Annotated in this window: 14 protein-coding genes, 1 tRNA gene and 1 riboswitch; of the genes, 6 read left to right on the top strand and 9 right to left on the bottom strand. The window is 60.8% G+C overall.

Annotation, left to right across the window (positions count from 1 at the left end):
* Window positions 1–61: 61 nt before the first annotated feature.
* Window positions 62–421 carry a hypothetical protein gene (locus EE36_RS10065; protein ID WP_005851899.1) on the top strand — a complete coding sequence of 120 codons (360 nt, stop codon included), beginning with the start codon at window positions 62–64 and terminating at the stop codon, window positions 419–421.
* A 35-nt stretch (window positions 422–456) separates the two neighbouring features.
* On the opposite strand, the gene EE36_RS10060 is transcribed toward EE36_RS10065, so the two are convergent.
* From EE36_RS10060 to EE36_RS10035, 6 genes are all read right to left on the bottom strand, one after another.
* Window positions 457–921: a low molecular weight phosphatase family protein gene (locus EE36_RS10060; RefSeq protein ID WP_005851897.1), complete on the bottom strand. Its 465-nt coding sequence runs from the start codon at window positions 919–921 to the stop codon at window positions 457–459.
* Window positions 922–1,401: a UPF0262 family protein gene (locus EE36_RS10055; protein ID WP_005851894.1), complete on the bottom strand. Its 480-nt coding sequence runs from the start codon at window positions 1,399–1,401 to the stop codon at window positions 922–924.
* Window positions 1,402–1,495: 94 nt separating this feature from the next.
* Window positions 1,496–2,797 (bottom strand): histidinol dehydrogenase, encoded by a 1,302-nt coding sequence (gene hisD, locus EE36_RS10050; protein ID WP_005851892.1) that lies wholly within the window; start codon window positions 2,795–2,797, stop codon window positions 1,496–1,498.
* 81 nt (window positions 2,798–2,878) lie between these two features.
* Window positions 2,879–3,349, bottom strand: a complete 471-nt coding sequence (locus EE36_RS10045) for a DUF2948 family protein (protein ID WP_005851890.1) — start codon at window positions 3,347–3,349, stop codon at window positions 2,879–2,881.
* On the bottom strand, window positions 3,346–4,617 hold the full coding sequence (gene murA / locus EE36_RS10040) for a UDP-N-acetylglucosamine 1-carboxyvinyltransferase (RefSeq protein WP_005851888.1): 1,272 nt from the start codon (window positions 4,615–4,617) through the stop codon (window positions 3,346–3,348). The genes EE36_RS10045 and murA overlap by 4 nt, the downstream gene beginning before the upstream one ends.
* Before the next feature lie 3 nt (window positions 4,618–4,620).
* The gene (locus EE36_RS10035) at window positions 4,621–4,821 is read right to left on the bottom strand and encodes a hypothetical protein (protein WP_009826219.1); all 201 of its coding nucleotides are present in this window, start codon (window positions 4,819–4,821) and stop codon (window positions 4,621–4,623) included.
* Between the two features lie 84 nt (window positions 4,822–4,905).
* On the opposite strand from EE36_RS10035, the gene EE36_RS10030 reads away from it, so the two are divergent.
* Window positions 4,906–4,980 (top strand) — tRNA-Thr (locus tag EE36_RS10030).
* Between the two features lie 188 nt (window positions 4,981–5,168).
* On the opposite strand, the gene EE36_RS10025 is transcribed toward EE36_RS10030, so the two are convergent.
* The 3 genes from EE36_RS10025 to EE36_RS10015 form a co-directional block, all read right to left on the bottom strand.
* On the bottom strand, window positions 5,169–6,167 hold the full coding sequence (locus EE36_RS10025; protein ID WP_005851883.1) for a hypothetical protein: 999 nt from the start codon (window positions 6,165–6,167) through the stop codon (window positions 5,169–5,171).
* Between the two features lie 238 nt (window positions 6,168–6,405).
* On the bottom strand, window positions 6,406–7,086 hold the full coding sequence (gene bluB / locus EE36_RS10020) for a 5,6-dimethylbenzimidazole synthase (protein ID WP_005851879.1): 681 nt from the start codon (window positions 7,084–7,086) through the stop codon (window positions 6,406–6,408).
* A 49-nt stretch (window positions 7,087–7,135) separates the two neighbouring features.
* Window positions 7,136–7,314, bottom strand: a riboswitch (cobalamin riboswitch).
* 36 nt (window positions 7,315–7,350) lie between these two features.
* Window positions 7,351–8,112, bottom strand: a complete 762-nt coding sequence (locus tag EE36_RS10015) for a hypothetical protein (RefSeq protein WP_005851877.1) — start codon at window positions 8,110–8,112, stop codon at window positions 7,351–7,353.
* Between the two features lie 366 nt (window positions 8,113–8,478).
* Here EE36_RS10015 and EE36_RS10010 point away from each other — a divergent pair, with 366 nt between their 5' ends.
* The 4 genes from EE36_RS10010 (at window position 8,479) to EE36_RS10000 (ending at window position 13,730) form a co-directional block, all read left to right on the top strand.
* The gene (locus EE36_RS10010; protein WP_005851875.1) at window positions 8,479–10,122 is read left to right on the top strand and encodes a BCCT family transporter; all 1,644 of its coding nucleotides are present in this window, start codon (window positions 8,479–8,481) and stop codon (window positions 10,120–10,122) included.
* Between the two features lie 357 nt (window positions 10,123–10,479).
* Complete coding sequence (hemP, locus tag EE36_RS17340) at window positions 10,480–10,644, top strand: hemin uptake protein HemP (RefSeq protein ID WP_009826214.1); 165 nt, start codon at window positions 10,480–10,482, stop codon at window positions 10,642–10,644.
* Window positions 10,641–11,117 carry a hypothetical protein gene (locus EE36_RS10005; protein WP_005851872.1) on the top strand — a complete coding sequence of 159 codons (477 nt, stop codon included), beginning with the start codon at window positions 10,641–10,643 and terminating at the stop codon, window positions 11,115–11,117. Before hemP ends, EE36_RS10005 begins: the two co-directional genes overlap by 4 nt.
* 186 nt (window positions 11,118–11,303) lie before the next feature.
* Complete coding sequence (locus tag EE36_RS10000; protein WP_254655570.1) at window positions 11,304–13,730, top strand: TonB-dependent siderophore receptor; 2,427 nt, start codon at window positions 11,304–11,306, stop codon at window positions 13,728–13,730.
* The last annotated feature ends 7 nt before the right edge of the window (window positions 13,731–13,737 follow it).

Here is a 13,737-nt window from a genome sequence, read left to right as displayed (position 1 = left end):
TGCCAGCAGCAGTTAGGGCAGCCTCGGGATCAACCCGGCGTCCGAGAGATGAGGCAAAACGATGGTACGACTTTTCACGATGATCTGTGTTGTTGGCACGCTGGCCGCTTGCGGCGGACCGCGCGGCTATAACCCCAGCGGCGGCTTTGGCCGGGGCGCTGTCTTGTTCGCCACCGGGCCGATCCACAACGCCTGCATGAAATCGGGGCGCAAACAGGCGAGCGCGGCGCGCTGCGGCTGTATCCAAGCCGTTGCCGACAAAGAGCTTTCTTCGTCAGAACAGCGCCGTGGCGTACGCGTTTTCTCGGACCCTCACAGCCTGCAAGAGGCACGCCAGTCCAACCGCAAAAGCGACAATGATTTCTGGGCTGTATGGAAAGCCTATGGCCAGACAGCATCGACCCTGTGCAGCGCCACCTAAGACCGTGACACCGGCGGCAGGGGCACGCCCCTGCCCTAGATCTGTGGCCGCGAGGGCGGGCCGAAACGGTCAATTAGACGGTCTTTGATCTGATCACGGGCGGCGCGGTATTGCGCGATCTTGGCATCGCGCGTTTCCCCCAACCCTGTCGGGTCGAGGATCGGCCAATATTCCACAGTCAGATGATAGAACCGCGTCAGTTCCAGCGCGCGGCGTTGGCTGGCGGGGCTCAGCGCGATGATCAGATCGAAAGAGCTCAGATCATCGCCCCAATTCTCCATCTCGTCGAAACTGCGGGACCGGTGGCGGGATAATTCCACGTCCAGCTCTTGGCACACCGCGATAGAGAAACCGTCGATTTCCAGATCGTTCATAACGCCGACGGATTGCACATAGGTGCCCGTGCCGTAGAACTTTTTCATCAACCCTTCGGCCATAGGCGACCGCACCGCGTTGTGATCGCAGCAAAACAGCACCGATTGGGGCAGTTTCTGGGTCATCTAGCCGCCGTAGTGCAGAACGCAGATGAGGGTGAACAGGCGGCGGGCCGTATCTGTATCGATCTCGGCCTTGCCTTCAAGCCGCTCTTGCAACACCCGAGACCCTTCGTTGTGAATCCCGCGCCGTGCCATATCGATGGTCTCGATCTGCGAGGGGGCGGATTTCTTGACCGCCTCGAAATAGGATTCGCAAATCTGGAAATAGTCTTTGACAACCTGCCGGAACGGCCCCAGCGACAGATGGAATTCCGCCGCCTTTTCAGCGCTTTCGGTGTTCACATCGAAGACCAGCCGTTTGTCACGGATCGACAGGCCCAGATGGTACGGCCCTTGTGGCACCGACCGATCATCGCGCGACGGCAGGGTAAAAACGTTGTCCTCCAGCAGATCAAACATGGCGACTTTGCGCTCTTGCTCTATCTCGGGCGTGGGCGGGGGCAGGTTCGCGTCGTCAAGCGCGATATGCGTGATCCGGGACATGGGGACGTCTCATTTAGTGTCTATCCCGCCGACCTTAGACCGGGCGGCGGGGTTCTACAATTGACATCGGCGGGCCGGACAAAGGGCCGTTGCGTCAGTCGTTCAGTTTGCGCAGCCTTGCGGTGACCGACAGACCATGCGCCTCAAGGCTTTCGGATCGCGCCAGACGTTCCGCCGACGGGCCGATTGCGCGCAGCGCGTCCGGCGTCATCCGTGCCAGTGTCGTGCGCTTCATAAAGTCCAGCACCGACAGCCCGCTGGAAAACCGTGCAGAGCGTGCCGTGGGCAGCACGTGGTTCGGCCCGCCCACGTAATCGCCAATCGCCTCGGGGGTCCATTGACCAAGGAAGATCGCCCCCGCGTGCGTGATCTGCGCGCTTAGCGCATCCACATCCGCGACGCAAAGTTCAAGGTGTTCAGGCGCGATACGGTTGCTCAGCTTGGCGGCTGTCGCCAGATCCGGCACGGTAATGATCGCCCCGTTCTCGCGCCAGCTGGTGCCCGCAATCGCGCGCCGTTCCAGCGTTTCCAGCCGCGCACCCACAGCATCCGACACCGCGCGGCCAAACGCCTTGTCCGTGGTGATCAGGATCGATTGGGCGCTTTCGTCGTGTTCGGCCTGGCTGAGCAGATCAAGCGCGATCCAGTCAGCATCGTTGTCCCCATCCGCGATCACGAGAATTTCGGACGGGCCCGCGATCATGTCGATGCCCACCTTGCCAAACACCCGCCGTTTCGCGGCAGCGACATAGGCATTGCCGGGGCCGGTGATCTTGTCGACGGGGGGGATCGTGTCGGTGCCATAGGCCAGTGCGGCCACCGCCTGCGCCCCACCGATGCGGTAAATCTCGTCAACGCCCGCCAGCCGCGCAGCCAGCAACACCAGCGGGTTCAACACCCCGTCCGGCGTGGGCACGACCATCGCAAGCCGTTCTACCCCCGCGACCTTGGCCGGGATCGCGTTCATCAAGACAGAGGAAGGATAGCTTGCCAGACCACCGGGCACATAAAGCCCTGCGGCGGATACCGCGCTCCACCGCCAGCCGAGCGTGGCACCGGCGTCGTCCTGCCACTGCGCATCCTCGGGCAGCTGCCGCTCGTGATAGGCACGGATACGCGCCGCAGCGAGTTCAAGCGCTGTGCGATCCGCGTCCGAGACTTCGGCAACCGCGGCGTCAACTTCAGCAGCATTGATGCGCAGGGTGTCGGGGGTCAGCGCGATGCGGTCGAACTTCTGGGTCAGCTCGATCACCGCGGCATCGCCCTTGGACCGCACCTGTGCGATGATCTTGGCCACCGTGTCGTCCACGTCGGGGCTGTCTTCACGCTTGGCAGAAAGCAGCGCGGTGAACGCCTGTTCGAAATCGGGCTGATCGAAGTCTAGGAATTGAGGCATCGGATGTCCTTTGCAACGTGCAATGGGCTGAGAAGGGATGCCACACGGGCGACCCGCACGGCACAGTATGTGGAAGAACGCTTAGGCCGGATGTTCCGGCAGCTTGCGCGACGGGGCCACATAGGGGCGCGTCACATCCTTCAAGGTCACATCCAGCGCTTCGACCGTCAGCCGGATCACACCGTCCCCCGCGAGGGTCAGCAGCACGTCGCCCGAGGGCGCATCGGTTTCGGTAAATTCGATCTGCAACAGCGACAGGATGGTATCCGCATCCCCCTTGTTCACGCCCTGGCTGGACACGCGCTGCACGTTGCTGAACATCAAGATTGTTTGCACGCGTTCCGGGGCGTGGCGCGATTTGCCCGCGTCTTCCCACCGCACGCGGTTCAGCAACAGGGCAAAGCGCCCCTCTTTTTGCAGCCAGCGCATTTCCGATCCTGGAAATACAGCATCCTGCGCCAGCGAGGAGATCACCTTGAGGTCATCGGCATCCAGCGCGCCGAGGTTCAGCGGGGCTTCGCGCCCGTCTTCGAAACGTGCATCTTCGGTCATTGGTCTTTGATCCGTTCAATATTTGCGCCCACGCCGCGCAGTTTCGCCACCACATGTTCGTACCCGCGATCCAGATGGTAGACACGGCTGACGCGTGTTTCGCCTTCGGCGGCCATACCGGCAAGGATCAAGGAAATCGATGCGCGCAGATCGGTCGCCATGACCGGCGCACCTTTCAGCTTTTTGACGCCGTGAACCGTCGCGGTGCCGCCGTGGACCTCGATATCGGCCCCCATGCGGATCAGCTCGGGCGCGTGCATAAAGCGGTTCTCGAAGATTTTTTCTTCCAGCACCGAGGTACCGTCCGCCGTACACAGCAGCGCCATCATCTGGGCTTGCAGGTCGGTGGGGAAACCGGGGAAAGGTTCGGTCGTGACATTCACCGCGTTGATCACGCCATTGCGCCGCGCGACTTTCAGACCCTTGTCCGTCTCGGTCACGTCGATCCCTGCCGCGTCAAGCTTTTCGCAGAAAGCCCACAGCAGGTCGATGCGCCCGCCCAGCAATTCAACCTCGCCACCACACATCGCAGGGGCGAGCATATAGGTGCCCAGTTCGATCCGGTCGGTCACAACACGGTGGGTGGCCCCATGCAGGCGGTCAACGCCCTGAATCTCGATCCGGCTGGTGCCGTCGCCATCAATCTGCGCGCCCATAGCACGCAAGCAATCCGCGAGGTCTACGATCTCGGGCTCGCGCGCGGCGTTGTTGATCACCGTCGTCCCCTTGGCCAAGGTCGCAGCCATCATAATGTTCTCGGTCGCGCCGACAGAGGCAAAGGGGAAGTCGATGACCGCACCTTTCAATGCCCCGCCTTGCGCCTTGGCGTGCAGATAACCGTCACGCAAGTCGATCTCTGCGCCCATCAGAGCCAGACCATCGGTGTGAATATCCATCGGACGCGCACCAATCGCGCAGCCGCCCGGCAGTGATACCTGCGCGTGCCCTTCGCGGGCCAGCAGCGGCCCCAGCACAAGGTTCGACGCGCGCATCTTGCGCACGATGTCATATTCGGCGCGCGTGTTGATCTCGCCATGACACGACATCGCCAGAACCTGACCGTCCTGCATCGATGTCACCTCTGCCCCCAGGGACCGCAGCAATTCGGTCATGGTGCGGATGTCGGACAGGCGCGGCGCGTTGGTCAGCGTCAGCGGCTCTTCGGACAGCAGGGTCGCGGGCATAAGCGTCAGACAGGCGTTCTTGGCCCCCGCAATCGGAATTTGTCCCGACAGCGCACCGCCGCCTTTGACCACAATCGAATCCATCCTTCAGCCTTCCTTGGTTTGGCCGGTCGGCCCGTTATCTGTCTGCGCGTTATTATTTTGCGTGTCGTCGCTTTGGCTTTTGTCGCTGCGCGCACGCGCTTGCGCCTTGCGTCGGCCCATATTGGCTTTCAGCGCGGCTTTCAGCCTGTCTTCCCGCAATACATTGGGTTTTGGCGGCTTTTGTGGGGCGGTATCCTTTGACATGTCGATTGTCTAGCGCAGCGGACCGATATGGTCCAGATTACGCTTGCACCATATTGCGAATGGGTCTAATCACCCGCCCACAGTGCTGGAGTAGCTCAGTGGTAGAGCGCGTCATTGGTAATGACGAGGTCGGGAGTTCAATCCTCCCCTTCAGCACCAGATCCCCCCTTTAAGCATATCGTTTCGCCCTGATGCCTTATTTATCTGGCGTTGCGGTTTTGGCATGTGCCATGGATGCGCCTGAAGGCGTCGCAGCGCCCCCTGCCCCGAAACATCCCGAATCACGATGGCAGAAGAAAACCCCGACCGCTTGCGCCGCCGGGGTTTCGATTTTCACGTGAAGCAATTTAGCCGCGATATGTCAGACCGGCAAACAGACGGCCCTGATCGCGGTGGCGACCCCCGTGGACCGACCCTGCAACGGATGCCACACCGGCAATCAGCGACGCAGCGGCCAGCACAAAGGCGGTCAGGATACCGGCGTTACGCGCGGTTTGCGCAGCCTCAACCGCTGCTTCTTTCGCTTCTGCTGCGGCCTGTTCAGCCTCGGCCTTGGCGGCGGCTACAGCGTCTTCGACTTCCTGACGCGCTTCCTGCGCTTGGGTCACGATCTGGTCCACACGCTCTTTCGCCTGAGCCTGGGTCAGATCGGTGCGAGCGGCAACAGCGCCGGCAAGATAGGTCCGGTCTTCCTCGCTGACCTCACCCGTGCGGTAAATATTGGCGACGATGCTGGCGGTCTGCTCTGCCAGTTGCTCGGGATCGGCTGTCAGGGGGTCGACCTGATTGGGGCGCAAAAGCTGGTTCGACAGGTAATCTGTCGGATCATTCTTGGCCTCATCCGGGATTGCAGCACCCGCCGCATCGGCCAGTCCGGAGGCAGCACCTCCCACGGCAGAGCCCGCAGCTTCGACGACCGTACCAGCTGCTTTGCCTGCACCCGCAGCAACATTGCCCGCGGTATTGGCTGCAAAGCTCAGCGCGCTTGATAGCATTACGGCGGTGATCACAGAGCCGAGGCCCCAAACAACCAGACCGTTGATCCCGTCACGTGCAGTGACTTCATCATCCGTAGCGCTCTCGACGCGGCGGCGCATGCGGCCCGCGATATAACCACCGGCCAGATAAGAGGCGACCAGCGTGATCACCATCCACAGCGCGGTGAGCACCAGTTCAAGCGTCGATGAGTTGTCGGTTCCGTCCAGCGTGATCGACGACAGGCCAAGTGCCGCGCCGAAGGTGGTCAGCAAAAGGCCGATCGCCACAGCGACAACGGTACCCGCGAAAATTGCGGGCCAGTCGACATAGGATCCATCGGCAGTTTTTTCAGTGAGTGTCGTGTTCATGTAAATGCCTCCCCGGCGTTTGCTTACGCCAAGCCGACCAGCGACAGCACCGCCATAACCACGACCACAAGACCAACGAGATAAATGATACCGCCCATTTTGAATACTTCCTCTTTGCGTGCCAGACGCGGGATGCACTGGCTTCACAAAGGCAACGTCAGGGAACCGGCATAGTTCCGCTGACCGCGCAAATTACCCGCACTGCGGGAGATGACAACGTGCGCGGGACGGGCAGTGACTACGGGTCGCCCTGCCACGTACCGTCAAAGATCATCTCGTCCACGGGGAGCCGTTTGCTCCAGCCTTTCACCTCAAGTTCGGGCGTCTGGTAAAGCTCGTCCACGTGGCCCAGACACAGGTAGCCGACGATTTCTATCCGGTCGGGGATCTTCAGCAGGTCACGCAGATCGGCATCGCGGAACACGCTGACCCAGCCCATTCCGATACCCTCGGCGCGGGCGGCAAGCCAGAGGTTCTGGATCGCGCAGACGGTGCTATACAGATCCATGCTTTGATTATGGGTGCGCCCCAGCACGACCTTACCGCCACGGCTGCGGTCACAGGTCACGCAGATATTGACCGGTGCCTTGCGGATGCCTTCGAGCTTCAACGACCTGTAGGTTGTCTGGCGGGCGCCCTCGAACATCTGTGCGGCTTCTTCATTTGCGCGGTTGAAGGCGTGCCAGACCTGATCGCGTGCGGCCTGATCGCGGATGACGATGAAATTCCACGGCTGTGACAACCCGACGGACGGTGCGTGATGCGCGGCGGTCAGTATTCGGTGCAACACATCCTCGGCCACTGGATCGGGTAAAAACTGATCGCGTACATCGCGGCGGGTAAAGATCGCCTTGTAGACGGCGTCGCGTTCAGCATCTGAAAAAGGCGCGGCGGGTGCCAGCGCAGAGGGTATCGGCATTGTTCAGTCCCCAACAATACGTTTATGCGCCAATCCCGCTGTCCATGCGGGGCAAGCTGTACTGTCTGGCCGGTCTTCTGACTTAGGGTCGTCTGGTCCGCGCGCCTTCCCGGAATATTCCAGTGGCCTATGCGCAAACCATCCCCATTACAGCGTTGGGCACGTGCCGGAGTTTCACCAGCTTCCCGATTCTTCCGCGAGGCGGACACCAGACCCGGCCATTGGGCCACGGCTGTCCGCCCGGAACAAGCCCTAACGCGGGGATCAGCCGCGTTTGGTTGCGAAAATCTTCTTCATCACGGCGTCGAACTCGTTCCACGAGATGACGGCCTTGTTGCCTGCATAGCCGTGATAATAGGACCGCCCGTTAGAGGTCGGGAAACCGGCCCAGATACGTGCGAGGTTTTCCATAAAGCGGTGGCGGCTGATCTTGCCCTTCTTGAACGCGTTAAACCCCGCATCGACCAAAAGGATATCCGCCAGCCCGTCCTGCACCGCCGAGGTAAAGCGGTCATTCTTGCTTAGCCCCGCCTGTCGCACCAGACTGCGCAGCGTGGATGGAATGAATTGGTATCGACCGATGGCATGCGGTTGGCCCGGCGTGCGGTCGATCCAGCGGTAGATCTCGCCGATGGTCATTTGCGTCGGACGCTGTGGCGGCAGCCGTTTGGCCCCGTACTGCACGGCGTCATAGCCCTTTGGACCCGCCTCGGCCCAAGCGATGAGGCTTTTGAGGTCCGCGGCCGTGCTGACCCCGCTGAGCTCTTGGAAAGACCGGCTGCGGCTGCTCACGGTTTTGGACCGGACCTGCGCTTTGGGCTGGACCTTATGGCGCAGCTTGATCTGACCCTGCCCTGCGGATTGCATGACGTTGAACGAGATGTCGCTTTGCATGGCAGAGCGCGCACCGGACAGGCTGAACCCTTCGGCGCTGACAGTGGTAGCGGCCAGAAGTGCCGCGGTTGCGATAATTGGTAGTGTGCAAGTAACTTTCATATCATCCCCCATGATGAAAAAATTTGTCATGGGACCATGGTGACCGCAGACGCTCGCGCTTTCATTCGCGCAAGCAGGTGGGTCGGGGCCATGGACGGATAGGCCGGCATATCTTTTGGGATAGGGCGCTATTCTGCGGTGCGGTTGCCCCCTCCGTTCAGACGGGCGTGGGCAGTGTGGCACGCGGAACGGCCCCGGTGTTTCACGCGAATCCAAAGAGGGGATTCGCGGTAAACCACGGAAAAAACGCATAGCCCGCGACCCGCAAACGGGGCGTCAAGCCCGCTTCCGGGGGCTAAGCCATGATATTCATTTACTTATTTCCCGCGCAGCGGTGGTCGTTTTGTCGGAGTTGCGCTATGATTAGTCGCAAATACATAAAATGGAGAGCATCTAATGACAGATGAAACGTCGCCGGGTATCCCGACACCCGACGGGGCCGCTGCCGTAATCGACACGGATTACGAGATCGGCCAAGACAACAAAGAAGGCAGCGTGGGGCCCTTCGGCTTCGACATTCACAACCCGGTCTTCGCGATCTCGGGTGTGTGTATTGTTGCCTTTGTATTCTATACACTCGCGCTGCCCGAACAGTCTGGCGCGCTGTTCACATGGCTGTTCTCGTCGGTGACAAAGGGCTTTGACTGGTTCTTTATCTCTGCCGGCAACATCTTTGTGCTGTTCTGCCTGTTCCTGATCGTCACGCCTTTGGGCCGTGTGCGTCTTGGCGGGGCCGAAGCAAGCCCCGACTATACCTACCTTGGATGGTTCTCGATGCTGTTCGCGGCGGGCATGGGCATCGGTCTGATGTTCTATGGCGTCTCTGAACCACTATCGCATTTCTCGAGCTCCATGGGTGGCACTGCTGTTGGCGAAGACGGCCTGCGCACCGATTGGGCACCTTTGGGCGCGGCCGCGGGCGATCAGGCCGAAGCGGTTCGTTTGGGTATGGCGGCCACGATCTACCACTGGGGCCTGCACCCCTGGGCGATATATGCCGTTGTGGGTCTGGCGCTGGCGCTGTTCAGCTATAACAAGGGTCTTCCCCTGACCATCCGCTCTGCCTTTTACCCGATCCTGGGGGAACGCGTCTGGGGTTGGCCCGGTCACGTGATCGACATTCTCGCCGTATTTGCAACGCTCTTTGGTCTGGCGACATCGCTTGGTCTGGGTGCCACGCAAGCCAACGCGGGCTTGAACGAGCTCTTTGGTGTGGCGGTTGGTCCAACAACTCAGGTTCTGCTGATCACCGGCATCACCGCGATTGCGACCGTGTCCGTGCTGCGCGGCCTTGATGGCGGCGTCAAAGTCCTGTCAGAGATCAACATGGGTCTGGCGTTCTTGCTGCTGGCCTTCGTGCTGCTGGTCGGACCGACGCTGGCGATCCTGTCGACCTTCGGGTCATCGCTGCTGGCCTATGTGGAATATCTGCCCGGTCTGTCCAATCCGATCGGCCGTGAAGACGTGAACTTTATGCAAGGCTGGACATCGTTCTACTGGGCATGGTGGATCAGCTGGTCGCCTTTCGTCGGCATGTTCATCGCCCGCGTCAGCCGTGGCCGTTCCGTACGTGAGTTCCTGACCTGCGTTCTGCTGATCCCGAGCCTCGTTTGCGTCCTGTGGATGAGCGTCTTTGGTGGCATGGCAATCGATCAGGTGATCAGCGACGGCTACACCGCCGCGCAAGAAGCCGAGCTGCCACGCCAGCTGTTCGCCATGCTGGATGCGCTTCCGCTCGCCGGGATCACATCGCTGATCGGTATCGTATTGGTCATCGTGTTCTTCGTGACCTCGTCTGACTCCGGCTCGCTGGTGATCGATACGATCACGGCAGGCGGCAAGGTCGATGCACCTGCGCCACAGCGCGTGTTCTGGTGCATCTTCGAAGGTGCCGTAGCGATTGTGCTGCTGCTGTCTGCAGGCGGGCTCAAGTCGCTTCAGTCGATGGTTATCTCTACCGGATTGCCGTTTACTGTGGTGCTGCTGTTCATGTGCTACGCGATCTTCCGCGGCCTGCGCGCCGAGATGAAGACGCAATAACGCACCCCTAACCGACCTTTGTGCTTTGCCGGTCAAAGCGCCTCATACCCCCCGCCGCCCGGTGCTGCGGGGGGTATTCTTTTGCACGGCACAGACAAACAAAAAGTTGCCCAAAGTATTCCGACTAAAACTGTCGGATTGACATACCCTATAATTTCAATCAGGTTTATGGAAACGTCTAGCCACCCCGCATGCGATCACGGGGACGCCCGACACATATGATGTGAGGAGTCCCACGATGAGACCATTCCCCAGAACGCAGACTGCCGTTCACCGTCAGGACCAAGCCGCAGGGCTGCCTGATGATCGGTGCCGCGTGCAACGTTCCTTTTCCATGACCATTGATAGAGCAGCCCTATGACATTTCATGCCCCCCCAAAGACCCAAGCCCCGATGAACGCGCTGCCGACCTACTCTGCCCGTGACCTGACCGAAGGCGGAGATCTGGCGCAAATCGTGCTGGATACCCAGACCTACACCTTGCGAATCACACGCGCTGGCAAATTGATCCTGACCAAATGAATGACGCACATCAGCACCCCGGCGGTGCCCCGGTAGGGTTCATCACAGAGCTGGACAGCCTTCAGGCCGCGTCGGTCATCTATTTGCGGATGTGGTGTGACGGGCCTGACGCACAGGAAAAAGTCAGCAGCGATTTCGCCAGCGTCCTCGGCCACACCAACGGGAGCAAGGCGCTCGCTACATTTGAACAGCTATGCTCGCTTTGTGCACGGTTCGGGCGGCGGCCTTTGATGCGCCATTCGGTCACGTGCAAATGTCTGGGATCGGACGAATCCTGCTTTGCGAACTTCATCGCGACAGCCACGGACGGACAGCGCGAAGACGCGATGCTGATCGCGACCCTGCTGGTACGCGCCGATATGGCCCCGCTGGTGGCATCGCTTGCTGCGGATTTCGGGCTGGCGCTCAAACGGATGCGCCTGAGCGCACCAAGCGAGGTCGCGCAAATGGAAGCAGCACCGACACTCCATTAACGGGCGTTTCCCGCGCCCGATTGACGCCTTATGTGCAACGCTACAACCCATTGAAATTTTTGTAAGGTTGCCGAAGTTTAATACTTGATTGTTTTTATCAGCCTTAGTAACCCGCCCGTGAATAGGTAGCCAATCGTCCAGACCAGCCCCCTAAAAACAGCCCGAATGGGCAATGACGAGGGCGATATGACTCAGACGAAAACACCACACAGCTTGCGTGGCCACACGGCCAGCCGCAGCATCGGCATGATGACGGCCGCCGCCATCGGCGCGACGTCTCCTGCAGCACTTTATGCGCAATCCAGCGACGAGCCGCTGCTGCTTCCCGGCATCGAGGTTGAAACCTCCGAGCCGCAGGCCGCGAAGCCCAAGCCACAACCCGCCAAGAAACGCGCCGCGGCGGCCCCTGCCCCCCGCGCGACACCGGCACCCGCCCCTGCACCCGTCGTGGCCGAGGCCCCCGTTGCTGCTGCCCCCGCCGCGCCCGTCGCTGGCGAGAACGGTCTGTCGCCCTACGCCAACCCCGAAGCCGGATATCAGGCCGTTCAATCGGGCAACTCGCTGCTGACGCAACCGCTGGTCGATACACCACGCACCGTTACCGCAGTCACCCAGGAAGTGCTGCGCGACAAGAACGCGACATCGGTGCGTGAGCTCGCCCGCACCACCCCCGGCATCACATTGGGCACCGGCGAAGGCGGCAACGCATTCGGCGACGTTCTGTTCATCCGCGGCTTCCGGTCCTCCAACGACGTCTTCATCGACGGCGTGCGTGATTCCGGTGTCGCCGTGCGCGAAACATTCATGGCCGAACAGGTCGAGATCACCAAAGGCCCGTCGGGCTCCATCGGTGGCCGCTCGACCACCGGCGGCGCGGTCAATCTGGTGACCAAAAAGGCGCAGGATACGGACTTTGTCAAAACCACCACGACCTTTGGCACCGCCGATCTGGCGCGTCAGGAAGTCGACTGGAACAAGGTCTGGAACGACCGCTTCAAGACCCGCATCGGTGCCGTCGCCCAAGTCAGCGACGTTGCCGGCCGCGACGGGAGCAAAGACGACCGTCTGGGTCTGTCCATCGCTGCCGAATACGAAGCGACCGACCGTCTGACACTGGATTTCGAAGCCTACCAGCTGCAGATGAAACAGATGCCAGACTGGGGTGTGCCATGGGATGGCACCAACGGCGTGCCCTTCACCGAATCCGCTGCAGGCCGTCCAACGCTGGACCGTGACACCTTCTACGGCAACCCAGACCGCGATTTCCACGATGCGACACAAAGCGTTGCCACCTTCGGCGCGACCTTTGAAATCACACCGGGCATGACATTCACCAACCGCTCCCGTCTCAGCCGGACCGAGAACGACTATATCGTGTCGGCACCTGAGCGCCCTGACACCTCGGATGCCGATCCGCAGAACTGGACGCTGACGGCCTCCCCCAAAAGCCGGTATCAGGTCAACGAAGTGGCGTCGAACACCAGCGAGCTTTCCTTTGGTTTCAACACCGGGTCGGCGCGCCATGACATGATTGCGGGCTTCGCGCTTTCGCGTGAAGAGATCAGCCAGCGTGGCTATGTCGGCCTATCCTCCGAAGTGGGGGGCGGCACTGCCGAGGACCGTCTCGAAGGGTGCTCCGTCGCGATCTACAACCCCGATGTCAGCGGATGTTCCACAGCGACACCTGTCCGCAGCGCAGATGCGACGCTGACCGATGTCACCACACGGTCGCTGTATCTGAACGACACGATCACCTTTAATCCGCAGTGGCAGTTGAACCTTGGTGCCCGTCTGGATGACTACAGCGTCAGCCGGACCACCACGGAAGCCGGTGCCGATACGCTGTCGCGCGATGACACCATGTTCAACTGGAATGCCGGTGTTGTCTGGAAACCCCGCGACAACGGGTCGATCTACCTGTCCTATGCCACCTCAACCAATCCTGTCGGGGATGAACTGGACGCAGGCGGCGGCAGCTACAACGGGATCGATTCCTCGAACCTGCTGCTTGAGCCTGAAGAAAACACCGCGATTGAACTGGGCACCAAATGGCAGTTCGGCAATCTGACCGCCACCGCTGCGCTGTTCCAGACCACCAAGGACAACGCCCGTGAAAGCACAGGCGGCCGCGGCGCACCTGTTGTGACCACCGCGACCGGCGAATACCGCGTCCGCGGGATCGAACTGGGCTTTGGCGGCAACATCACCGAAAAGCTGAGCCTGTTCGGCGGTGCGACCCTGATGGACAGCGAAGTGCTGAAAAGCAGCAACCCCGACAACGTTGGCGAAGAGTTCGCGAATATCGCGCACGAACAGTTCAACGTACTGGCCCGTTACGACTATAACGACCAGTGGAGCTTTGGCGGCCAAGCCACATGGCGCGGCAGCGTTCAGGGCGGCACATTCGCGGCCACCAACGGCAACGAGCTGCCCAGCTACTGGCGCTTTGACCTGATGGCGGATTACCACATCACGGATGATGCCTCGGTCAACTTCCGCATCGATAACGTGCTGGACGAAACCTACTATGACGCGCTGTACCGCTCCGGCACGCCGTTCGTCTACGTGGCACCGGGTCGCTCTGCCTCCATCTCTGTCAGCATGAAGTTCTAAACCACAC

Source organism: Sulfitobacter sp. EE-36 (assembly GCF_000152605.1).
In the GTDB taxonomy this organism is placed as follows: Bacteria; Pseudomonadota; Alphaproteobacteria; order Rhodobacterales; family Rhodobacteraceae; genus Sulfitobacter; species Sulfitobacter pontiacus.
The sequence above is the reverse complement of the archived record's forward strand: the minus strand, read 5'-3'. Positions and strand labels throughout refer to the sequence as shown.

Bases quoted from the DNA above. Each gene is read 5' to 3' on its own strand.
- EE36_RS10065 (WP_005851899.1), top strand. From the start codon at position 62: ATGGTACGACTTTTCACGATGATCTGTGTTGTTGGCACGCTGGCCGCT.
- EE36_RS10060 (WP_005851897.1), bottom strand. From the start codon at position 921: ATGACCCAGAAACTGCCCCAATCGGTGCTGTTTTGCTGCGATCACAAC.
- EE36_RS10055 (WP_005851894.1), bottom strand. From the start codon at position 1,401: ATGTCCCGGATCACGCATATCGCGCTTGACGACGCGAACCTGCCCCCG.
- hisD (WP_005851892.1), bottom strand. From the start codon at position 2,797: ATGCCTCAATTCCTAGACTTCGATCAGCCCGATTTCGAACAGGCGTTC.
- EE36_RS10045 (WP_005851890.1), bottom strand. From the start codon at position 3,349: ATGACCGAAGATGCACGTTTCGAAGACGGGCGCGAAGCCCCGCTGAAC.
- murA (WP_005851888.1), bottom strand. From the start codon at position 4,617: ATGGATTCGATTGTGGTCAAAGGCGGCGGTGCGCTGTCGGGACAAATT.
- EE36_RS10035 (WP_009826219.1), bottom strand. From the start codon at position 4,821: ATGTCAAAGGATACCGCCCCACAAAAGCCGCCAAAACCCAATGTATTG.
- EE36_RS10025 (WP_005851883.1), bottom strand. From the start codon at position 6,167: ATGAACACGACACTCACTGAAAAAACTGCCGATGGATCCTATGTCGAC.
- bluB (WP_005851879.1), bottom strand. From the start codon at position 7,086: ATGCCGATACCCTCTGCGCTGGCACCCGCCGCGCCTTTTTCAGATGCT.
- EE36_RS10015 (WP_005851877.1), bottom strand. From the start codon at position 8,112: ATGACAAATTTTTTCATCATGGGGGATGATATGAAAGTTACTTGCACA.
- EE36_RS10010 (WP_005851875.1), top strand. From the start codon at position 8,479: ATGACAGATGAAACGTCGCCGGGTATCCCGACACCCGACGGGGCCGCT.
- hemP (WP_009826214.1), top strand. From the start codon at position 10,480: ATGACATTTCATGCCCCCCCAAAGACCCAAGCCCCGATGAACGCGCTG.
- EE36_RS10005 (WP_005851872.1), top strand. From the start codon at position 10,641: ATGAATGACGCACATCAGCACCCCGGCGGTGCCCCGGTAGGGTTCATC.
- EE36_RS10000 (WP_254655570.1), top strand. From the start codon at position 11,304: ATGACTCAGACGAAAACACCACACAGCTTGCGTGGCCACACGGCCAGC.